23 protein-coding genes and 1 tRNA gene are annotated in these 20,519 nt (G+C 65.0%); 10 read left to right on the forward strand and 14 right to left on the reverse strand.

All coding sequences use genetic code 11. The annotated features are described in order from the left end of the window. Positions 1-15: 15 nt before the first annotated feature. The 5 genes from GPT34_RS08420 to GPT34_RS08440 form a co-directional block, all read right to left on the reverse strand. Positions 16-495 carry a DoxX family membrane protein gene (locus GPT34_RS08420; protein ID WP_291011018.1) on the reverse strand — a complete coding sequence of 160 codons (480 nt, stop codon included), beginning with the start codon at positions 493-495 and terminating at the stop codon, positions 16-18. Beyond that, complete coding sequence (locus tag GPT34_RS08425; RefSeq protein ID WP_291011020.1) at positions 492-1,349, reverse strand: putative DNA-binding domain-containing protein; 858 nt, start codon at positions 1,347-1,349, stop codon at positions 492-494. Before GPT34_RS08425 ends, GPT34_RS08420 begins: the two co-directional genes overlap by 4 nt. Next, complete coding sequence (locus GPT34_RS08430) at positions 1,346-2,266, reverse strand: DUF692 domain-containing protein (RefSeq protein ID WP_291011023.1); 921 nt, start codon at positions 2,264-2,266, stop codon at positions 1,346-1,348. The genes GPT34_RS08425 and GPT34_RS08430 overlap by 4 nt, the downstream gene beginning before the upstream one ends. 6 nt (positions 2,267-2,272) lie before the next feature. Beyond that, entirely contained in the window at positions 2,273-2,608 is a 336-nt protein-coding gene (locus tag GPT34_RS08435; RefSeq protein ID WP_291011024.1) for a DUF2282 domain-containing protein, read from the reverse strand. A 124-nt stretch (positions 2,609-2,732) separates the two neighbouring features. Next, a complete protein-coding gene (locus GPT34_RS08440) occupies positions 2,733-3,257 on the reverse strand; it encodes a TlpA disulfide reductase family protein (protein WP_291011026.1) in 525 nt (174 codons plus the stop codon). An 82-nt stretch (positions 3,258-3,339) separates the two neighbouring features. On the opposite strand from GPT34_RS08440, the gene GPT34_RS08445 reads away from it, so the two are divergent. Both GPT34_RS08445 and GPT34_RS08450 read left to right on the forward strand, forming a co-directional pair. Continuing rightward, positions 3,340-3,906 carry a sigma-70 family RNA polymerase sigma factor gene (locus tag GPT34_RS08445; RefSeq protein ID WP_291011029.1) on the forward strand — a complete coding sequence of 189 codons (567 nt, stop codon included), beginning with the start codon at positions 3,340-3,342 and terminating at the stop codon, positions 3,904-3,906. A 26-nt stretch (positions 3,907-3,932) separates the two neighbouring features. After that, complete coding sequence (locus tag GPT34_RS08450; protein ID WP_291011032.1) at positions 3,933-4,118, forward strand: zf-HC2 domain-containing protein; 186 nt, start codon at positions 3,933-3,935, stop codon at positions 4,116-4,118. On the opposite strand, the gene ftsY is transcribed toward GPT34_RS08450, so the two are convergent. Continuing rightward, positions 4,115-5,239, reverse strand: a complete 1,125-nt coding sequence (gene ftsY, locus GPT34_RS08455; protein ID WP_291011035.1) for a signal recognition particle-docking protein FtsY — start codon at positions 5,237-5,239, stop codon at positions 4,115-4,117. The two genes, GPT34_RS08450 and ftsY, sit on opposite strands and share 4 nt — an antisense overlap. A gap of 107 nt (positions 5,240-5,346) precedes the next feature. Here ftsY and GPT34_RS08460 point away from each other — a divergent pair, with 107 nt between their 5' ends. From GPT34_RS08460 to GPT34_RS08480, 5 genes are read left to right on the forward strand one after another with little or no spacing between them, the layout of a single operon-like run. Next, positions 5,347-6,720 (forward strand): pitrilysin family protein, encoded by a 1,374-nt coding sequence (locus GPT34_RS08460; protein WP_291011175.1) that lies wholly within the window; start codon positions 5,347-5,349, stop codon positions 6,718-6,720. Further along, on the forward strand, positions 6,720-8,078 hold the full coding sequence (locus GPT34_RS08465; RefSeq protein WP_291011037.1) for a pitrilysin family protein: 1,359 nt from the start codon (positions 6,720-6,722) through the stop codon (positions 8,076-8,078). The genes GPT34_RS08460 and GPT34_RS08465 overlap by 1 nt, the downstream gene beginning before the upstream one ends. Positions 8,079-8,124: 46 nt before the next feature. Further along, positions 8,125-8,733, forward strand: coding sequence for a 16S rRNA (guanine(966)-N(2))-methyltransferase RsmD (gene rsmD / locus GPT34_RS08470; protein ID WP_291011040.1), 609 nt, complete (start codon positions 8,125-8,127; stop codon positions 8,731-8,733). Positions 8,734-8,768: 35 nt separating this feature from the next. Further along, complete coding sequence (gene coaD, locus GPT34_RS08475; RefSeq protein WP_291011043.1) at positions 8,769-9,269, forward strand: pantetheine-phosphate adenylyltransferase; 501 nt, start codon at positions 8,769-8,771, stop codon at positions 9,267-9,269. Positions 9,270-9,315: 46 nt separating this feature from the next. Continuing rightward, complete coding sequence (locus GPT34_RS08480; protein ID WP_291011046.1) at positions 9,316-9,624, forward strand: YfhL family 4Fe-4S dicluster ferredoxin; 309 nt, start codon at positions 9,316-9,318, stop codon at positions 9,622-9,624. On the opposite strand, the gene pth is transcribed toward GPT34_RS08480, so the two are convergent. The 7 genes from pth to GPT34_RS08515 all read right to left on the reverse strand — a co-directional run bounded on the left by pth (position 9,564) and on the right by GPT34_RS08515 (position 15,537). Beyond that, complete coding sequence (gene pth, locus GPT34_RS08485) at positions 9,564-10,244, reverse strand: aminoacyl-tRNA hydrolase (RefSeq protein ID WP_291011049.1); 681 nt, start codon at positions 10,242-10,244, stop codon at positions 9,564-9,566. The two genes, GPT34_RS08480 and pth, sit on opposite strands and share 61 nt — an antisense overlap. A gap of 99 nt (positions 10,245-10,343) precedes the next feature. Further along, positions 10,344-10,973 (reverse strand): 50S ribosomal protein L25/general stress protein Ctc, encoded by a 630-nt coding sequence (locus tag GPT34_RS08490; protein ID WP_291011052.1) that lies wholly within the window; start codon positions 10,971-10,973, stop codon positions 10,344-10,346. Between the two features lie 87 nt (positions 10,974-11,060). Continuing rightward, complete coding sequence (locus tag GPT34_RS08495) at positions 11,061-12,035, reverse strand: ribose-phosphate pyrophosphokinase (RefSeq protein WP_291011053.1); 975 nt, start codon at positions 12,033-12,035, stop codon at positions 11,061-11,063. Positions 12,036-12,124: 89 nt separating this feature from the next. Further along, a tRNA-Gln gene (locus tag GPT34_RS08500) sits at positions 12,125-12,201 on the reverse strand. Between the two features lie 95 nt (positions 12,202-12,296). Beyond that, entirely contained in the window at positions 12,297-13,187 is an 891-nt protein-coding gene (gene ispE / locus GPT34_RS08505) for a 4-(cytidine 5'-diphospho)-2-C-methyl-D-erythritol kinase (RefSeq protein ID WP_291011177.1), read from the reverse strand. 23 nt (positions 13,188-13,210) lie between these two features. Next, positions 13,211-13,726: an outer membrane lipoprotein LolB gene (locus tag GPT34_RS08510; protein WP_291011056.1), complete on the reverse strand. Its 516-nt coding sequence runs from the start codon at positions 13,724-13,726 to the stop codon at positions 13,211-13,213. Next, positions 13,723-15,537 carry a tetratricopeptide repeat protein gene (locus GPT34_RS08515; RefSeq protein WP_291011058.1) on the reverse strand — a complete coding sequence of 605 codons (1,815 nt, stop codon included), beginning with the start codon at positions 15,535-15,537 and terminating at the stop codon, positions 13,723-13,725. The genes GPT34_RS08510 and GPT34_RS08515 overlap by 4 nt, the downstream gene beginning before the upstream one ends. A 92-nt stretch (positions 15,538-15,629) precedes the next feature. Here GPT34_RS08515 and mutM point away from each other — a divergent pair, with 92 nt between their 5' ends. The 3 genes from mutM (at position 15,630) to mutY (ending at position 19,571) form a co-directional block, all read left to right on the forward strand. Beyond that, positions 15,630-16,445, forward strand: a complete 816-nt coding sequence (mutM, locus tag GPT34_RS08520; protein ID WP_291011060.1) for a bifunctional DNA-formamidopyrimidine glycosylase/DNA-(apurinic or apyrimidinic site) lyase — start codon at positions 15,630-15,632, stop codon at positions 16,443-16,445. 88 nt (positions 16,446-16,533) lie between these two features. Then, positions 16,534-18,477: a dynamin family protein gene (locus tag GPT34_RS08525; protein ID WP_291011062.1), complete on the forward strand. Its 1,944-nt coding sequence runs from the start codon at positions 16,534-16,536 to the stop codon at positions 18,475-18,477. After that, on the forward strand, positions 18,474-19,571 hold the full coding sequence (gene mutY / locus GPT34_RS08530; protein ID WP_291011065.1) for an A/G-specific adenine glycosylase: 1,098 nt from the start codon (positions 18,474-18,476) through the stop codon (positions 19,569-19,571). The genes GPT34_RS08525 and mutY overlap by 4 nt, the downstream gene beginning before the upstream one ends. Positions 19,572-19,585: 14 nt before the next feature. Here mutY and rapZ read toward each other — a convergent pair whose 3' ends face one another. Continuing rightward, positions 19,586-20,509 carry an RNase adapter RapZ gene (rapZ, locus tag GPT34_RS08535; protein ID WP_291011067.1) on the reverse strand — a complete coding sequence of 308 codons (924 nt, stop codon included), beginning with the start codon at positions 20,507-20,509 and terminating at the stop codon, positions 19,586-19,588. Positions 20,510-20,519 lie beyond the last annotated feature (10 nt).

Raw genomic sequence — 20,519 nt, forward strand, 5'->3', positions numbered from 1 at the left:
CGTGAAAAAACAAATTCAGCGAATGGTGGCGAGGCGGCGTTCGAGGCTTGGGCGGATCCACGCGCAGTCGATGGTCCATTTGCCCAGGCCGTAGAGGACGAGCGCCCCGAGCAAAACGCCCCAGGTGATGTGTTGCTGCAAGGCGGCCGGTGCAATCTCGGCCAGGCTGAGCACCGCGACGAAGTTGACCACACTCAGGCCCAGCGCCGCGAAACGCCCCGCCAGTCCGAGCAACAACAGCACCGGCAAGATGAGTTCGCCGCCCGTGCCCATGACCGCGGCCACCTCGGGCGACAGCAGCGGCACCCGGTACTCCTCGGTGAACAGCAGCAGGGTGATGTCCCAGTCGCGAATCTTGGTCAGCCCCGACAGGAAAAACATCTGGGCAAGGTAGATGCGCGCAGCAAGCGCGGCTGGGGCACGCAGCGCGTCGATCAGGCCGGTGACACCCAGCCAGAGTGATTGGCCGCGGTGCAGCAGGGTGGGGTGGTTCATGGTGTGTCCTTGGAGGCAGTGGGGCTGGCATCGTTCACGCCGATGACCAGGCCGGTGGTGACGGCGTGTGTGAGCCAGAGTGAGAAGTCAAACGCTTGTGTGTCGGTGGTCTCTGTGGCAAGGGCTGTGTCGAGCGCGCTGGCCAGGTTGCGCCCTTGCAGCAATTCACCCAGCAGCGTGGCTTCCACCGGGGTGACCAGAGCCACGCGCGGCTTCAAGGCCTGGCGCCAGACCAGCGCCGATTCGGCTATGCCCTCGCGCAGGCGTTGGGCGGCTTGCGCCAGGCTGGGCTGGACGTGTCGGTGCGAGCGCACCAGGCTAGCCACGGGAAAGGCGCTGCCGACCAAGGCCGTTCCGGGTGCGAGCGTGAGCGTGAGGCCGGTGGGGTCTTCCGCTGCGAGGCGCGCGAAGCTGGCGTGATCGATCACTGCGTCGGCCGCGCCAGCGGCTCGATGCAGCGCCCATTCGACACGCGCCACGTCAGCGAGGTAGGGCGCATCCAGCAGGGCCTCGCTGTGGGCCAGGAAGCCGGGCAGGGCGTCGCCCCAGTGGGCCAGGTCGCCCAGCGCGGGCGGGTGCTGGTGCCAGAGGTCGCGGGCGAATGCGGCGAAGCTGTGTTGACCGAGCATCATCTCGATCACCGGGTAGGCCGCCGCCAGCGAGCGTTCGGCGAGGGCATGGCCATTGGCCTGGTAAGCCATCAGGCCGCGCGACGTCTGCGCGCCCTGCGTGGTGAACTGAGCCAGCAGGTGCTCGCTCGCGCGGCGTGCGTCGCTGTGCGCGGGATGGGTGAACAAGGCGCTCAATAGCGCGGCTTGCTGGTCCAGCAGCGCGGTGACGGACGCGGTGCTCATGCGGGCACTCCCTGGCTGGCGCGGGTATCGGCGAGCGCCGTGGCAGAGACCCGGCGCGCGCGCTCGGCTTCGTCCAGCAGCACCGATAGGTCGGGTACATCGGTGTCCCATTCGATCAGCGTGGGCACGCTGCCCAAGCGATGCATGGCATGACCGTAGAGCGACCAGACGGCATCCACCACGCGGCTGCCGTGGTCATCAATGACGATATCGCCGGTGTGGACATGGCCGGCCAGGTGCAGTTCAGCCACCGAGTTGGAATCGATGGCGTCCAGCCACGCCTGGCAAGTGGCCAAGGGGTCTTGATGCTCGCCGCGCAGCTGCGCGTTGAGTGCGTTGACGTAGAGGTTGTTCACGTCCACCAGCAGACCACATCCGGTGCGCTGGGCCAGCGTGTTCAAAAACGTGGGCTCGTCCATCTCGGCGTCGCACCACTGCACATAGGTCGACAGGTTTTCGACCGCGATCGGTCGACGCAGGCGGTCTTGCACGCGCTGCACGTTGGCGCACATCACCGCCAGTGCGGCCTCAGTCATGGGCAGGGGCAGCAGGTCGGCCGCGTGCACCGTCTGACCCTGCAGCGGGACGCGGGCGAAACAGGCGTGGTCGCTGACGCGCACGGGGTCCGTTCGTTCCACCAGTCGGGCGAGCTGCTCGAGGTGCCCCGCGTCGATGCCCATGGCCGAGCCCAGCGACAGGCCCACACCATGCAGGCTCACGGGGTAGCAGGCGCGGCCCTGCTCCAGAACCGACAGGGCTGCGCCGCCATCAGCAAAAAAATTCTCGGAGTGGACTTCGATGAAGTCCAGCACCGACTGCGTCTGCAGCAGTTCGGCGTAATGCGGGTGTCGCCACCCGATGCCCACTGGCGCACCCACAGGTGCGGCAGAGGAGGGCTTCGGCGTGGCGAGCGACATGGTGGATCAGCCCTTCTTCATCATGTCGTCTTTTTTCATCTCGTCCTTTTTCCTCATGTCGTCTTTTTTCATCATGCCGGCTTTGGCTTCGTCCATGGTCATGCCCTTCATGGTGGCGCAGGTGCCAGCGGCGACGTACTTCCACTCACCTTTGTCGTTGTCCACCTTGGACTGACCGGCGCAGGAATGGCTGCCAGAGAGGTTGGCGCAGTCGTTCTGGCCGGCCTTGGCGATGCCGAAACATTTTTCTTTGCCCGAGCTCTGTGCCAGGGCAGGGCCAGACAGCATGGCAAGGGACATCAGTGAAGCGGCAGCGGCGGTGATCATGGTGCGTTGGTTCATGGAGTTTCTCCTGAGGGGGTTTGATTTAACCGGGACGACCGCGTCAGCGATGGCCTCCGGTTGTGGTTCAGTCTTGGCGCGGTGGTGGGTTCTTACAGCGACCAGATAACAAATCTGTGATGTCTCACAACAGCTCGGCGATGCGGTCCCAGGCTTCGGGCGGGATGCGGCCGCTGTAGCGCTCCACCAGCCGGCCGGCTTTGTCGATCAGTGCGCCGCTGGGCAGGTGCGTGGGCGGGCCGAGACTGTCAGTGAAACCCGGGTCGGCAGCCCACACCGAACGCAGCCGCTGCGGCGCTGGCACTGTCTGGCGCAGCAGGGTTTCGTAGCCGACGACGTCTTCGCGCCGCTGGTCCATGTTCACGCCCAGCAGGGTGAACGGCTGGTGTTGCCAGCCCGCCAGGTTGGCGCGCATCTCGTGCATCTTGTCGCGGCACACGGCGCAGCCGGTGGACCAGTAAAGGACCAGCACCACGCGCCCGCGCAGCGCACCCAGGCCCAGCGCCTGCCCGTCAGCGGTTTTGCCTTCCAGGGTGGGGAGCGAGGACGTGGCAGGCTGCGCCTGAGCCAGCGGCCAGGCCAGCAAGGGCAGCCAGCCGAGCAGCTGGCGCCGGCGCAAGGTCGTGAGGGCGGGTGAGGGCAGGTGCATGGCGGACTCCGTGGTGCTGGCGTTTTGTCTCGCCACCCGCCGAGTCCTTACACTTTGAACAATTTCCGCTTCAGGGTGCTGGATGTCCGTGACCGAATATGAGCAGCAGCTCGTGGCGCTGCGTGAAGACCTGCTGCGCTATGCGCGCATGCAGCTGCGCAACAGCGCGTGGGCGGAAGACGCCGTTTCCGAAACCATGCTGGCCGCGCTGGCCAAGCCGCAGGCGTTTCAGGGCCGATCGCAGCTCAAGACCTGGCTGATCGGCATCCTCAAGCACAAAATCATCGATATCCTGCGCCAGCGCAGACGCGAAGTGGTGCTGGACAGCGGGTCGGAAGACGACGGTTTTGATCCCCTGGAGCACATGGCTTTCAAGGCCGACGGGCACTTTGCCCAGCGCCCGTCGGATTGGGGCAACCCGGAGCAAGACCTGGGCAGCCGCCAGTTCATGATGGTGCTTGATGCCTGCACCGAGAAGCTGCCGCCCGCCCAGGCGCGGCTATTCCTGATGCGCGAATGGCTGGAGCTCTCCAGCGACGAGATCTGTAAGGAGTTGGAGCTGACCCCGACGAACCTCTACGTTCAGCTGCATCGGGCCCGGTTGCGGCTGCGCGAATGTCTGGAACTCAACTGGTTTGCCGCGCGATGAATTCTCTGCTCAGAAAAATGCCCCTGATGCGCACCTGCAAAGAAGTCACGGCTCTGGTCGTGGCGCGGGAAGACCGCGAGCTGTCGGCGCTGGACAAGATGAGGCTGCGCATCCACATGGCCATGTGCAAGGCCTGCCCCACCTTTGAGCGGCAGATGTTCACCATGCGCCATGCGATGAAACAATGGCGGAACTACGGCAGCGACGATTAAGCCAGCAACGCCTGCGCAAACTCCCGCGCGTCAAACGTTTCCAGATCTTCCAGCTTTTCACCCACGCCGATGAAGTAGATCGGCACCGGTTTTTCGCGTGCGATGGCGCAGATCACACCGCCTTTGGCCGTGCCGTCCAGCTTGGTGATGATGAGGCCAGTCAGGCCCAGCGTCTCGTCAAAGGCTTTCACTTGCGCCAGTGCGTTCTGGCCGGTGTTGCCGTCGATGACCAGCAGCACTTCGTGAGGGCTGGACGCATCGGCTTTCTGAACCACACGCTTGATCTTGCGCAGCTCTTCCATCAGGTGCAGTTGCGTGGGCAGGCGCCCGGCGGTGTCCACCAGCACCACATCGCGCCCGCGCGCGCGCCCGGCGGTCACGGCGTCAAAGCTCACGGCGGCGGGGTCACCACCGGCCTGGGTGATGATCTCGACCGTGTTGCGATCGGCCCATACCGCGAGCTGCTCTCGGGCGGCCGCGCGAAAGGTGTCGGCTGCGGCCAGCAACACGGTGGCGCCGCCGTTGGCGAGGTGGCGCGTGAGCTTGCCGATGGAGGTGGTCTTGCCCGCGCCGTTGACGCCCGCGACCATGATCACGGTGGGCTTGTGCTCACCGATCACCAGCGGCTTCTGCAACGGCGTGAGCAGGGCGGCAATGGCATCGGCCAGCAGGCCCTTGACGGCAGCCGGGTCGTTGGTCTTACTCTCTTTCACGCGCCGCTTGAGGTCGGTCAGCAGGTAGTCGGTGGCCTTGACGCCGGTGTCGGCCATGAGTAGGGCGGTCTCCAGCTCTTCGTAGAGCGCATCGTTGATCTGCGCGCCGGTGAACACTGATGCCAGGCTGGTGCCGGTCTTGCGCAGACCTGCCTTGAGCTTGTCCAGCCAGCCTTGGCGGGGCGGTTTGACGGCGGGCGGCGCTTCGGGCGCCACCACCGCAGGGACTGGTGCGGTAGTCGGGGCAGGGGCCGAAACTGGGGCTGGTGCAGGGATTGGCACCGGCGGCGGGCTGGCCTCGGTGGGAATGTCAGGCGCCTTTTCACCCGCGCTGCCGGGCGGCTTGACGATGTCAATGGCCTTGTCGGCGCTGGGCGGAGGGGATTTTTTTCGGAAGAACGAGAACATTGGCCAATCTCTAGAATCCATTGCATTCTATGAAACGCACCACACCCCAGTCGTTCGTCCGCCTCCTGGCCGTCTTGCTCATCGTTGCGGGGGCCCTGGGGTCTCAGATGCCCTCGCAAGCAGCCGCCCCGGCCAGTGCAAGCGCTTCGCCCGCCGCCCAGCAGTTCACCCTGTCCAACGGCATGACGCTGATCGTGCGGCCAGACCGGCGCGCACCCACGGTGGCCCACATGCTGTGGGTGCGCGTGGGTTCGATGGACGAGGTTGACGGCTCCTCGGGCGTGGCCCATGTGCTGGAACACATGCTGTTCAAGGGCACACCCGATCTGAAACCGGGCGAGTTCTCGCGCCGCATGGCCGCGCTGGGCGCGCGCGAAAATGCCTTCACCAGCCGCGACGCCACCGCCTACCACCAGCAACTGCCGGCTGACAAGCTCGAAGCCGTGATGCGACTGGAGGCAGACCGTTTTGCCAACAACCAGTGGGCTGACGAGGAGTTTGTGCGCGAGCTGGAGGTGGTGAAGGAAGAACGCCGCCAGCGCACCGAAGAATCGCCGCGCGCGCGCATGTTTGAAGCGCTCAATGCGCTGGTGTTTCAGGCCAGCCCTTACCGCCGCCCGGTGATCGGCTGGATGAGCGATCTCGACGCGATGACACCGGACGACGCACGCGCCTTCTATCGCCAGTGGTATGTGCCGGCCAATGCCGCGGTGGTGATCGCGGGCGATGTGGATGTGGACCAGGTGAGAGCGCTGGCCGAAAAGCACTACGGCCGCATCTCCGCGCGCGCGGTTCCGTCGCGCAAACCGCGCGAGGAGCCGGAGCAGGCCGGCCCCCGGCGCATGGAGTACCGCGCCGCGGCCGATCAGTCGCTGGTCGCGCTGGTTTACAAGGCGCCGCGCTGGACGGGCGGCGAAACGGTCACCGATCAGGACGCGTTGGCGCTGACCGTGTTGTCGGCCGTGCTCAGTGGCTACAGTGGCGCTCGCCTGGAGCGTGCCCTGGTGCAGGGCTCGGGCACCGGCGGCAAGCGCATCGCCGACAGCGCGGGTGCGTCCTACGGTCTCATGGGCCGTGGCCCTCAGCTATTTTCGCTGTCGGCCGTGCCTGCCACCGGCGTCACGCCCGAAATGGCGGCAGGCGCGCTGAAAGCCGAGTTGCAACGCGTGGCGCGTGAAGGTATTGGCCAAGCCGAACTCAGGCGCGTCATCACCCAGTGGACTGCGGGCGAGGTTTATCAGCTGGACTCGGTGTTCAACCAGGCGCGTGAGCTGGGCAGCTACTGGATCAATGGCATGAACATTCACACCGGCGACCGGCTGATGCAGCGCCTGCGCACCGTGACACCGGCCCAGGTGCAGTCCGTGGCACAGCGCTATTTCAGCGATGAGCAGCTCACCACTGCGGTGCTCGTGCCCGACGCCAGCAAACGCCAGGCGGCCACGCCGGCACGAGCCCCTTCCGCGCCAGGACGCCACTGATGAACTCCACTCCTTTTGGTTTGCCAGCCCTTGGATCGCGTTTGGGCTTGGTGGCAGGCGTTGCATTGCTCGCGCTGGCTGGTAACGCGCAGGCCGCCATCCCGATCCAGCACTGGACCCATGCCAGCGGCGCGCGCGTGTACCTGGTGCCCAGTCCCAGTATTCCCATGCTGGACGTGCAGCTCAACTTCGACGGTGGCAGCCGGCGCGATCCGGCGAACCAGGCGGGTCTGGCCAGCACCACCGCCGGCCTGCTGCTCGACGGCGTAGCTGCGCAGGGAGCTCAACCGGCGCTCGACGAGAACCAACTCGGCGAAGCCTGGGCCGATCTGGGGGCCCAGTTTGGTGCACAGGCCAGTGGCGACCGTTTCAGTTTTTCGCTGCGCACCTTGACCGAGCCCGAGCTGATGCGCGGTGCGGTGGCGCTGGCTGCGCGGCAGATGGCTGCGCCCGCCTGGCCCGAGCGCATCTGGCAGCGCGACCGCGAGCGCACCCTGGCGGCCTTGAAAGAGGCCGAGAACCGCCCCGGCACCCACGCCGGCCGAGCATTCTCCCGCGCCGTGTACGGCCAGCACCCCTACGGCCAGGACATCACGCCCGCCACGCTGAACGCCATCACGGTGGGCGATATGCGCAGCTTCTACCGTCGCCACGTGGCGGCCTGCCGAGCCCAGGTAAGCCTGGTAGGTGCGATCGATCGCGCTCAGGCCGATCAGATCGTTGACCAGTTCATGGCCGCGGTGAAGCCACACGGGTGTGAACCCCTGCCACCCGTGGCCGAGGTCGCACCGCTGATGCAGGCGGTTGAGCAGCGCCTGCCGTTTGATGCAGCTCAGGCCCAGGTGCTCATCGGTCAACCCGGCGTCAAGCGCGAAGACCCCGACTTTTTCCCGCTGATCGTGGGCAACCACATCCTGGGCGGTGGCGGCTTTGTGTCGCGCCTCACCACCGAGGTGCGCGAGAAGCGCGGTTTGAGCTACAGCGTCTACAGCTTCTTTGCCCCAGGTCTGCATGCGGGCGCGTTCCAGCTCGGCCTGAGTACCCGGCCCGACCAGGCCGATCAGGCGATCGCCGTGGCGCGGGAGGTAGTGCAGCGTTTTGTGGCCGAGGGACCGACCGAGGCCGAGCTGCAGGCCGCCAAGGACAACCTCGTCAATGGCTTTGCGCTGCGCATCGACAGCAACAAGAAGCTGCTTGACAACGTGTCCAACATCGCCTGGAACGACTTGCCACTCGATTACCTGGACAGCTGGACCGAGCGGGTGCAGCAGGTGAGCCTGGCCGACGTCCGCCGCGCGTTTTCCCGCGTGATCCAGCCAGAGCGCATGGTCACCGTGGTGGTGGGCGCCAAGCCCTGATCGGGCCTGTCATCAGGCCGTCGGGTTCGCGGCGTAAGCTCGGACCATGAAACCTTCCAAACCACCTCGGACCGCTGCCGCACCCCAGGAAGTGCGCCTGATTGGCGGGCGCTGGAAGCGCACACCGCTGCCGGTGCTGCAGCGCCCCGACCTGCGCCCTACGCCGGCGCGGGTGCGAGAGACCCTGTTCAACTGGCTGGGCCAGGACTTGAGCGGGTGGCGCTGCGTTGACGCCTTTGCTGGAACCGGCGCGCTGGGGCTGGAAGCGGCTTCGCGTGGTGCGGCCGAGGTGGTGCTGGTGGAGCAAGACTCGGCGCTGCTGGCCCGCCTGAGCCAGCTCAAGGCGCGGCTGCAGGATGCTCAGGCCTTGCGCATTGAGCGTGGTGATGCGGTTGCCTCCCTGAGACAGCGCGCCGGACAAGGGCTGGACCTGGTGTTTCTGGATCCGCCGTTTGCCGAGGGTGAGAACGAAGCGCTGTTCACAGCGGCCCTGCTGGCCGCCCGGGCCACCCTGCGCCCCGAAGGCCTCGTTTACCTGGAAGCGCCTCACCCCTGGAGCGCTGAGGCGCTCGACCCGCTGGGCTTGGAGGTCCATCGGCAAGGCAAGGCTGGCGCGGTGGCCTTTCACCTGTTGCGGCTACTGAGCGCCCAGTGAAGCGCTGACCACAAGGCCTCACGCATAATTGCTTCATGAGTATTGGAACGCCCCGCATCGCGGTTTATAGCGGCACCTTCGACCCCATCACCCGGGGGCACGAAGACGTGGCGCGGCGCGCGGCGCAGCTGTTTGACGAGGTGATCATTGCAGTGGCGATGGCGCACCACAAGAAGACCCGCTTTGGCCTGAAGGACCGGCTCTCGATGGCTGGCGACGCGGCCGCCCAGCTGCCAGGCCAGGTGCGGGTGTTGCCGTTTGACGGCCTCATCATGGATTTTTGCCGAGAGCAGCGCGCATGTGCGGTGGTGCGCGGCATCCGCAACCTGACCGACTTCGACTACGAAGCGCAGATGGCCGCGATGAACCGAAAGCTGCTGCCCTCCGTAGAGACGGTGTTCCTGCTGCCTGATGCGCCGCTGCAGTGCATTTCCAGCACGCTAGTGCGCGAAATTTCGTTTCTGGGTGGCGATGTGTCGCAGATGGTGAGTCCTCATGTGGCAGCTCGCCTGTTGACGCCACCGGTTCAAGCGTGACCATGCGACGCGTGTACTCCTCGGCCATGGCTTCTGGGAGAATGCCGTGGCATTGATGATCACCGACGAGTGCATCAACTGCGATGTCTGCGAGCCCGAATGTCCGAATCAGGCCATTTACATGGGCGAGGAGATCTACGAGATCGATCCGTCCAAGTGCACCGAGTGCGTGGGGCACTTCGACGAGCCGCAATGTGTTCAGGTGTGCCCGGTGAGCTGCATTCCCATCCACCCCGAACACATGGAGTCGCGCGAGACGCTGTGGCAGAAGTACCAGCGGCTGCAGGGCGAGGTTCAGCCGGCAGGGTCGCTGTCTGCCGGCCTGCCGCCGGTTTCGTCCGGGGGCGGTGCCTGATCTTCGCCTGAGGACTTGGACGCAGGGCGCGGTGGCTTGGGTCTTGGCGGCTTGCTGGTGTGGATCAGCGCAGTGGCCTTGTCCATCTCTCCAGCGATCAGGTGTGGTAGCGCCTTCAGACAACGGTCCAGCGTCTGGGCGATGGCGATGCGGTCATCGGGTGACGGCTTCTTCAGCACCCAGTTGGCAACTTCGTTTTTCTGACCCGGGTGGCCGATGCCGATGCGCAGTCGCCAGTAGTCGGCACTGCCAAGTTGGCCATGGATGTCGCGCAAGCCGTTGTGGCCGGCATGTCCACCACCGCGCTTGAGCTTGGCTTCACCCGGCGGCAGGTCGAGTTCATCGTGCACCACCAGCAGCTCTTCGGGCGCTATCTTGTAGAAGCGCGCCACCGAGGCGACGCACTTGCCCGAGAGGTTCATGAAGGTCTGCGGCTCGGCCAGCCACACCGTCTGCCCCGCCACGTTGGCACGGCCCAGCAGACCGAAATGGCCACGTTCCATATGCAGAGGCGCCTTGAGCGCATGCGCCACTTCGTCGACCCACCAGAAGCCGGCGTTGTGGCGAGTGTCTTCGTATTCAGGACCGGGGTTGCCCAGGCCGGCGATGAGTCGGATCATGGTCGGGATTATGGGTGACACCAAAAGCAACGGCCCGCGTGAGCGGGCCGTTGTGCGGGTTGGGTAGCAGGGGCATAGTGCCCCGCCACGCTGACCAGCTTACTTCTTTTTCTTGCCCTTTTTGTCGTCGGCCGGCGCGGCTTCCACCGGCGCTGCTACGACCTCTTCCACCTTAGGCGGCACCACAGTGACCACGGTCAGGTTGGTGCGGCCATGGGTGACGCGCTTGATGCCTTTGGGCATGGTCAGTTGACGCGCGTGAATCGTGTCACCCTTCTTGACGTTGCCCAGGTCCACTTCGATGAACTCTGGCAGTTGCATGGCCAGGCATTCCACTTCGATTTCGGTCATGACGTGGTTGATCACGCAACGATCGGTCTTCACGGCTTCCGAGTTTTCGGCGTTGACGAAATGCAGCGGCACTTTCTTGTGCAGGCGGGTTTTTTCGTCCACGCGCTGGAAGTCCACGTGCAGCACCTGCGGCTTGTAGGGGTGGTACTGCACATCGCGCAGCAGCACTTTATGAACCTGGCCAGCCAGTTCCATGTCGAGGATGGAGGCGTGGAACGTCTCCTTCTTCAACGCGTGCCACAGGGCATTGTGATCCAGTTCAATGGTGACCGGCGGGGCCTCTCCACCAAATACGATACCGGGCGCGCGACCGGTGTTGCGCAGACGGCGGCTCGCACCCGTACCCTGCTTGGCGCGCTCAAAAGCGACAAATTGCATGACTGACTCCTGTTGAGGGGTTCCGCGACCAGAACGCCTCGGGTTGAAAAGAACTGCGCGGATGGCGCGGTTCGCTTTTTGCTGCCGTCAGAACAGGTTGTCCTGATCGGCAAACAAACTCATGACCGACTCACCCGAGGCAATGCGCGCGATGGTCTCAGCCATCAACGGCGCCACAGAGAGCTGGCGGATCTTTTTGCAGGCCTGGGCGGCCTGCGACAATGGAATGGTGTTGGTCACGACCACCTCATCAAGTGCGTCGCCCTTGGCGATGCGTTCGATGGCGGGACCGGAAAAGATGGGGTGGGTGCAGTAGGCGTAGACGTTCTTGGCACCACGCTCCTTGAGCACCTCGGCCGCCTTCACCAAGGTGCCGGCGGTGTCGATCATGTCGTCCATGATGACGCAGTTGCGGCCATCGATGTCGCCGATCACGTGCATCACCTCGGACACGTTGGCCTTGGGCCGACGCTTGTCAATGATGGCCATGTCGCAGTTGAGCTGCTTGGCCAGGGCGCGGGCGCGCACCACACCGCCCACATCGGGTGAAACCACCAGCAGATCGGTGTAGTTCTTCTGACGCAGATCACCCAGCAGCACCGGCGAGGCGTAGATGTTGTCCACCGGAATGTCGAAAAAGCCCTGGATCTGGTCGGCATGCAGGTCCATGGTGAGCACGCGGTTCACACCCACGGCCTGCAGCATGTTGGCCACCACCTTGGCCGAAATCGGCACTCGGCTTGAGCGCGGACGACGGTCCTGGCGGGCGTAGCCGTAGTAGGGGATCACCGCAGAGATGCTCACCGCAGACGCACGCTTGAGCGCGTCGACCATGATGATCAGCTCCATCAAGTTTTCGTTGGTCGGTGCGCAAGTGGACTGGATCACGAACGCATGGCGTGCGCGCACGTTTTGGGTGATCTCCACCGTGACCTCACCGTCGGAGAATCGGCCCACATTGGCCCCGCCCAACTGGGTACCTAGGCTGTGTGCGATCTCCGAGGCCAACACCGGATTGGCATTGCCAGTGAAGATCATGAAGTCCGGGGGTTGAACCTGCATGGCGGTGTGAGCTGCATCCATAGCGTTGAGCCGCGGCGCCGGCGGTGGTGTGCAGCGGCGGTTCCGGTGCGTGATGTGAACAAAGTGAGTGGCAGGGGAGGAAGGACTCGAACCCTCGCATGCTGGAATCAAAATCCAGTGCCTTTACCAACTTGGCGACTCCCCTACGCAGGTCGACCGATCGGCATTAAAGCTGTTTCAGTCCACCCAAAAACGTCGCAGGTCACGCATCAACTGCCGGGGCTGATGCGAACTCCGATTCTAATCGGAACACCAGTCCAGCAATGGATGAGCATCCATGTTGCTGCAGACCTTAACCACCCAATGCGGCGGGGCATCGGGCAGGTCCATCGCCTGCGGCAGCTGCGCAAACACCGCGGTGCCTGAGCCGGTCATGCGACCCTGCAAACCGTGGCTGGCTAGCCACTGCAGGCACTTCGACATGTCCGGGCACAAGCGCTCCACCACCGGTTGCAAGTCGTTGTGGCCAAAATCCAGCAGTTGCCCGATTTCGCACCGCAACGGGCCCGACTGTTGGTCGGCGTGGTCGTTTGCAGCAAAGCCTTGGATTGTAGCAGTTTCCGTGTCTCGTTTGAGTGCGGTGTCGCCAAAGATGCGCGGGGTGGAGGCTCCTGCCGGTGGCTTGATCACCACAAACCGGGCTGGCGCCAGCGAGATCGGTGTGACTTGCTCGCCCACGCCTTCTACCCAGGCGTTGCGCCCATGCACGAAGAACGGCACGTCGGCGCCCAGTTGGATGCCGATCTCGGCCAGCTGCTGCCGGCGCAGGCCTAGGCCCCAGAGCCGGTTGAGCGCCAGCAGGCAGCTGGCAGCATCGGACGATCCACCACCCAGGCCCGCTTCAGCGGGCAGGCGCTTGTCCAGGCCGATGTGCACCCCGAATGAACACCCCGTGGCCGTTTGAAGGGCCCTGGCCGCCTGGGTGCACAAATCGTCAGCGGGCAGGTGAGCTCCACCCAGGTCTTCCCGGCTGATCTGGCCGCTTTCTCTCCGATCAAAGTGCAGTCGATCGCTCCAGTCAATCAGCATGAAGACCGATTGCAGCAGGTGGTAGCCATCGGGGCGGCGCCCGGTGATATGCAGAAAGAGGTTGAGCTTGGCCGGTGCTGGCACATCGTGCAGCGAGCGCAGCGGTGTGGCGGCTCCTGATGACGTCATGGCAGAAACAGCAGGCGCAGTTCGGCGGTGGGCAGGGGGCTGTGGCGGCGTGCAATGATGCGGCCCTGGCGTTGTTGAGACAGGTCAGCGGTCCAGCCCGATGCCGACGGGTTTTCGCCGCGCAACCAGCTGAACAGGGCCGCCACGGGCAGCGCGGTGCCGCTGAGCTCGGTGGTGAGCTCGTCCAGGCTGGTACGGTGTTGCACCTGGCCACCTTGCTGCAGCACGGCACCCGCTGGCGACCAGCGCACCTGGGCCACCGTATTGCCCAAGGGGGAGTTGAGCAGCAGTTCGCCCGCCTCGGGCGCGCCGCGCAGGTCGAAGCCAGCGGAAAACGACTGAGGTGGATCGCTGTCTACTCTCAAGGCCAGCCGCCCGCTCCAGACATCGGCCACCGAAGGACTGGAGCCCGGTGGCGTGGCGCAGGCCACCAGAGCGAGCGGCACAACCAACAAGCCGCCCAACAACCGGCGACGCTGTGCGAGGCCGACTGACGATGCTTGGCTGCTCACGGGGTGACCTGAAACCGCTTGAGAGTTGATTGCAGGGTCTCGTTGTCGCTGGCCAGCAGCAGGCCTTCGCGCCAGATCTTGAGCGCCTGCTCGCGCTGACCCTTCACCCAAAGCACCTCGCCCAGGTGGGCGGCGATTTCGGCGTCGGGCCGTTTGGCGTAGGCCGCCTGCAGGATCTCGAGCGCGCGAGCGTTGTTGCCCAGGCGGTACTCAACCCAGGCCAGGCTGTCCTGGATGTAGGCATCGTTGGGCGCCAGCGAGACCGCTTTTTCGATCAGCTGCTTGGCCTCGGGCAGGCGGATGTTGCGGTCAGCCAGGGAGTACCCCAGCGCGTTGTAGGCATGGTGGTAGTCGGGCTTGGCGGCGATCAGCTGGCGCAGCAGGCGTTCCATGTCGGGCAGGCGGTCGGCCTTCTCGGCCATCATGGCCTGTTCGTAGAGCAGATCGGCGTCATCAGGAAAGCGCTTGACCGCTTCGCCGTACACATCAAACGAAGCCTGGAACTGCTTGAAATCGCGCAGCAGTTGCGCCTCGGCCACCAGCTTGAGGCGCGCATCGCCCTCGCGCCGCTCGGGCTGGTTGCGCAGCAGGGCACGCGCCTGCTCGAGCTGGCCCTGACGCGCCAGCAGCGAGGCGCGCCGCATCTGAGCGGCCATGATGTCGTCAGCGTTTTCGATCCGGTCCAGCCAGGCGTTGGCGGCGGGGAAATCCTGCTGCTTCTCGGCGATCTGGGCCATCAGCAGATAGGCCTGGGTGAGCCCGCGCGCGGTTCGCTCGTTACCGGACTGGCGGGCCAACGTCATATAGGTCTGCAGCGACCGCGTGGCCGCGGGCAGGGCGTCGGACTGCACCTGCAAGGTGGCCAGCAGCAGCCAGGGTTCGGGTATGTCGGGATGGCGGGCGGTGAGCGCGTCCAGCTGGGTGCGCGCTTCGGCGCTGCGCTGTAGGTCCAGCAGCACCCGGGAATAGGTCAGGGCAACCGAGGGTTCGCGAGGGCCGGTGCTCGCTTCAGCGGCATTCAGATGGCGCAGGATGACGGCTTCCGCATCGGCCTGCCCGCGCTCGAACAGCTCCAGCGCCAGCAGCGCGGGAAATGGCGAGGCTGGGTCGGCTGCGTGGCCCTGGCGCATGGATGCCAGGGCAGGCTCCACCTGTTCGGCCGCGAGCTGCATGCGACCGATGGTTGTCCATGCCGCAGCTGCTCGGTCGCTCTTGCTCAAGGAATCGGTCAGCGCTTCGCGCACGACTTTCAGTGCCGCTGCCTTGTCGGGAACGCGGGCGTAGGTCTGGGGGATGGCGTTGAGTGTATTGTTGCGTTCGGTCGCCGCGCTGCGTTCCACGATGGCTCGCAACACTGGCGCAGTTTCGCCCACCCGGTTGAGCGCCAGCAAGATCTGCAGCAGGTAGCGGTCGGCTTCGGCGTCTTGCGGCAGGTCGGTGGACCAGGCTCGCGCTGCGCTCAGGGCTGCTTCTCCCGAGCGGTTCTGCAGGGCCACCTCGACCGCGCGGCGGAACAGCGCCGGATCGCGTTGCTTGCGGGCGGCGTCGAGTAGCAGCGAATAGCCAGCGCCCGCGTCGCCGCCGCGCACATTGAGCTCGCCGAGCAGCAGCTGGTAGAAGAGGGGCGCCGTGAGTGCCGAGTTGCTGAAGCCAGGCGTCACAGCGTCGGGTGCCTGCGCTGCTGTTTGGGCTTGAAGGGAAGTGGCACTCAGCAGCAGACTTATTACCGCGGCCAGCGGCCGCCCGACCTTGCTGCGCACAGGCTTTTCTGAGAGAGAGTCCGCCTGATCGGCGCGGCGCAAGGTGTTCATCGAGTCATGATAATGGAAGGCCAAAGAGCCCGGGTCTTGAGATCCCATGCCCCCATGCGCGTTCCCGGGCGCTGCGTCAACGAACGGTTTTCATGCCTGAATTGCCAGAAGTCGAAGTCACCCGCCGCAGCTTTGCCGATCGCATCGCCGGCGCCCGCATCACCCATCTGCATCTGGGCAAACCCTTGCGCTGGCCTCTAGGCGTGGAGCGCGAGCGTCTGGTGGGTCAGGTGGTTCGTGCGGTCGGCCGGCGCGGCAAGTATTTGCTGGTGGAGCTGGATCAGGGCTGGTTGCTGCTGCATCTGGGTATGTCGGGCAGCCTGCAGTTCGCCACCGAGCTTCCACCACGCGGCATCCACGACCACTTTGAGCTGGCAACCACGCGCGGACGGCTGCGCATGCACGACCCGCGCCGGTTTGGCGCGGTGGTGTTCGCCGAGACCCTTGACGACCCGGTGCCGAAAAAGCTGCTGGGTGGGCTGGGTGTGGAGCCGCTGGAGGCCGGGTTCGACCCTGTGTCCTTTCACCAACGGCTGAAGCAGAGGCGCGCCAGCATCAAACAGGTGCTGCTGTCTGGTGACATCGTGGTTGGTGTGGGCAATATCTATGCCTCCGAAGCCCTGTACCTCGCCGGTATCCGCCCCACCCGGGGCGCCGATCAGCTGAGCAAACCTGCCGCACGTCGGCTGCAGCAAGCTGTGGTGACGGTGCTGCAGCGCGCACTGGCGCTGGGTGGCAGCACGCTGCGCGACTTCTCCAATGCCGAAGGCCAGAGCGGCTACTTTCAGCTCGACGCCATGGTCTACGGCCGCGCAGGCCAGCCCTGCCGCGTCTGCGAGACACCCATCAAGACCCTTCGCCAGGGTCAGCGCTCGACCTTTTATTGCCCGGTCTGCCAAAAGACCTGAGCCATGACTGCCCGGGTCCCGTGACTTTCCCGCTGTTTGCGCCGGCGAGCGCGATGCTATATTGGCCGCTTAATTCAGAGCACGGCGTATGAGCTTCATTCAGGATTTCGACGAGTACGGGGCGTGGCGCAAGCAGTTTGCTCTGCGGCTCAAGCTCTTGTCCGAGTGGCTGATCGATCACGACCTCATGCAGCCAGGCGTGCGCGATCGCCTGGAGCAACTGCACGCCGAGGTCAAGAGCGACAAGATCATGGTGGCCTTTGTCGCCGAGTTCTCGCGCGGCAAATCCGAGCTGATCAATGCGGTGTTTTTCGCCGGCTATGGCCGACGTATCATGCCGGCGAGCGCGGGGCGGACCACCATGTGCCCCACCGAGCTGGCCTACGACGCCGAGATTCCGCCCTGCTTGCGCTTGCTACCGATCGAGACGCGTTTGCAACCCCAGTCGCTGCTGGACTGGCGCAATGCACCCAACAAATGGGAGCGGGTCGATCTTGATGTGAACGATCCCAAGCAGCTGGCCAAGGCGATCCAGAAGGTGGCCGAAGTCCGTCGCGTCAGCCGGGCCGAAGCGGCTTCACTGGGTTTCTGGAACGAAGAGACACCGGAAGACAACCCGCTGCCCGGGCCGGACGGGTTGATCGAGGTGCCGAAATGGCGCCACGCTCTGATCAATATGGCGCACCCGCTGCTCAAGCAGGGCTTAGTGATCCTGGACACGCCCGGACTCAACGCCATCGGCGCCGAGCCTGAACTCACGGTGAGCCTGCTGCCGCAGGCGCACGCGGTGGTGTTCATCCTTGCGGCCGACACCGGCGTGACCAAGTCCGACCTGACCATCTGGCGCCAGCACCTGGCCGCCCTGGGCGAAGGGCGCGAGTCGCGGCTGGTGGTACTCAACAAGATCGACACTATGTGGGATGCCCTGAGTACACCCGAGCAGGTGCAGCTGCAGATTGCCTCTCAGCGCACCGATTCGGCCGACATCCTGGGCCTGTCTCCGCGCCAGGTTCTGGCGGTGTCGGCGCAGAAAGGCCTGCTGGCCAAAGTCAACCGCGACGAGAAGCTGCTGGAAGCTAGCAACCTGCTGGAGTTGGAAGCGGCGCTTGGCGTCGGCCTGCTGGGACAGCGCCGAAAGATCCTCACCGCTGCCGTTTCATCAGGCATCGACGCCTTGCGCGACGAAACCGGACGGCTGGTGCACATCCGGGCGCGCGATCTGGTGGAGCAGGTGCAGGAGCTGGAAGGCCTGCGCGGGAAAAATGCTGGCGTGATCAAGCAAATGCGTTTGCGAATTGAGCAGGAGCAGGCCGACTTTGACGCCAGCGGTGCCAAGATCCAGGCGGTGCGCTCGGTGCACCTGCGCCTACTCAAGGATTTGTTCGATCTGTTGAGCGCGACCCAACTCAAGACCGAAGTGATGGAGCTGGCGCGCGCCCTCAAGCAGCCCGGCGTCAAGCTGGGCGTGCGGCGCGTGTACGGCCACACCTTCGACCGGCTGCGCGCCGGCCTGCAACAGGCCGACCGCCTGGCGGGTGAAATCCAGTCCATGCTGGAAGGCAGTTTCAAGGGGCTGAATGCGGAGTACGGTTTTTCGCTGCAGACGCCTGAGCCACCCAATCTGGCGCAATACATCAAAGAGCTGGATCTGGTCGAGAAGAGCCACTTGCAGTACTTGAGCCTGGGCAACGCCCTGCGCCTGGCCCAGCCCGAATTTGGCGAGCGCCTGGCGCGTGCGCTCATGAGCCGCCTGCGGGTGGTGTTCGAGAGCGCAGTCAACCAGGTCGAACTCTGGAACAAATCGGCCGCGGCCCAGCTCGATGCACAGCTGCGCGAGCGCCGGCGCAACTTTGGTCGGCGCATCGAAGCGGTCTCGCGCATTCAGCAGGCTGCCGGTGGTCTCAACGAGCGCATTCGCGAGCTGCAGATGCAGCAGGCTGAACTCAACCTGCTTGACGCCAAGCTCACCGAACTCACAGACCACCTGCTGGCCTCGCCTGAAGAAGCGCCGGTCGAAGACGCGCTCGCATGAGCGTCTTGCCCGCGGCGGCGGGCCTGGACCAGCTGCCGGGCGCGTTTGCGCCGCGCCTGATTGCCTGGCAACGCCAACACGGACGGCACGGCCTTCCCTGGCAACATACCCGAGACCCTTACCGTGTCTGGTTGTCTGAGGTCATGCTGCAACAGACCCAGGTGAGCACCGTGCTCACCTATTTCGACCGCTTTCTGCATCGATTCCCCGACGTCCAGTCGCTGGCTGATGCGCCTGCCGACGCGGTGATGAGCCTGTGGGCCGGACTGGGCTACTACTCCCGAGCCCGCAACCTGCACCGTTGCGCCCAGGTGGTGGTGAAAGACCATGGCGGCGTTTTTCCCTCAACGGCGGCTCAGCTGCAGAACTTGCCAGGCATTGGGGCCTCGACCGCGGCGGCCATTGCGGCGTTCTGTCATGGCGAGCGGGTGTCCATCGTGGATGGCAATGTGCGGCGGGTGCTGGCGCGCTTGCTGGCATTTGACCAGGACCTGGCGCAGGTGGCGAGTCAGCGCGAGCTCTGGGCGCTGGCGCAAGGCCTGCTGCCGCAGTCTCCCACACCGGCTGATATGAGCGCCTACACCCAGGGTCTGATGGACCTGGGCGCTACCGTGTGCCGGCGCAGCCAGCCGCTGTGTGAACGGTGCCCGGTGCAGTCGCTCTGTCAGGCCCGTGCGAGTGGCGCGGTGACGCAGTTTCCGGTGAAGTCATCCAGGGTCAAGCGCCGTTCAGAAAGCTGGTGGTTGCTGATGCTGCAGAGCCCGTCGCCAGCCCAGGGTGGGATGGACTTCTGGCTGGAGCGCCGCCCCGCGCCCGGCATCTGGGCTGGCCTGTTTTGCCCGCCGGTGCTGAGAAGTGAAGCGGAACTGCAGCAGCGTGTGCCGGCGCAAGCCTGGCAGGCAGCTCAGCACCTGCCGGCTGTTGCCCACAGCCTGACCCACCGCGAGCTGAGGCTGCATCCTGTGGTGGTGTGTGTGGACCGTTCGCTGGTTGCCGATTTTCTGGCGCCAGGTGAGTGGGTGACACCCGATGAACTGGCCACGCTCGGCTTGCCCGCGCCAGTGCGCAGCCTGTACCAGCAACTCGCGAGCTGAGGCTAAGGCGTGAATCAGCCGACGTCCGTGGCGCGTTGGGTGCGCGCCGGCCAGTCGCCAATTTCCCGATGGCGCACCCGGGTGGACCAGTCGGATGCGAAGGTTTGGGACAGCGCCTCGACCAGGTAGACCGAGCGGTGCTGGCCGCCGGTACAACCGATGGCCACTGTGACGTAGCTGCGGTGGTCACGCAGCATCTGTGGCAACCAGTCCCGCAGGAATGCTGTGAGCTGATCGCGCATGCGCAGCACTTCAGGCTGCGCTGCCAGAAAACTGGCCACAGGGGCGTCGCGCCCCGTCAGTGGCTTGAGTTCGGGCTCGTAGTGAGGGTTCGGCAGCATGCGCACATCGAAGACAAAGTCTGCGTCCATCGGGATGCCGCGTTTGAACGCGAAAGATTCGAACACCAGCGTCAGCGGCGCCTGCGTGGCGCCCAGCAAGTCCTTGATCTGGCTGCGCAGCTGGGCCGGGCGAATCAGGCTGGTGTCGAACACCAGCGCCTGCTCGCGCAGCTCGGCCAACAATTCGCGTTCGTGCTCGATGGCGTCGGTGAGTGCGCGGTGTTGGTCGTTGGCGCTCTTGAGCGAAAGTGGGTGCACGCGGCGGGTTTCCGAGAACCGGCGCACCAGCGTGTCGGTCGTGGCGTCAAGAAACACGGTGGTCAGGTGTACGCTGCGCTGGGGCCGTCCCTGCAACAACGCCAGGCGCTGCGGCAAACCAGGCAGCGAATCAGCGCTGCGCACGTCCATGGCGATGGCCACCTTGTCGGCGCGCAGGCCTTGTTCGAGCGAAATGAAGGCTTCCAGCAGTTCGGGGGGTAGGTTATCGACGCAATAAAACCCCACGTCCTCCAACGCGGTCAGCGCGACCGACTTGCCCGATCCAGACATGCCAGTGACCAGCACCAGGCGGATGGCAGATTCTTGGGATTCGTTCATGTGGCTGATA

The sequence above is a fragment of the Hydrogenophaga sp. genome (assembly GCF_011390835.1).
GTDB lineage: Bacteria > Pseudomonadota > Gammaproteobacteria > Burkholderiales > Burkholderiaceae_C > Hydrogenophaga.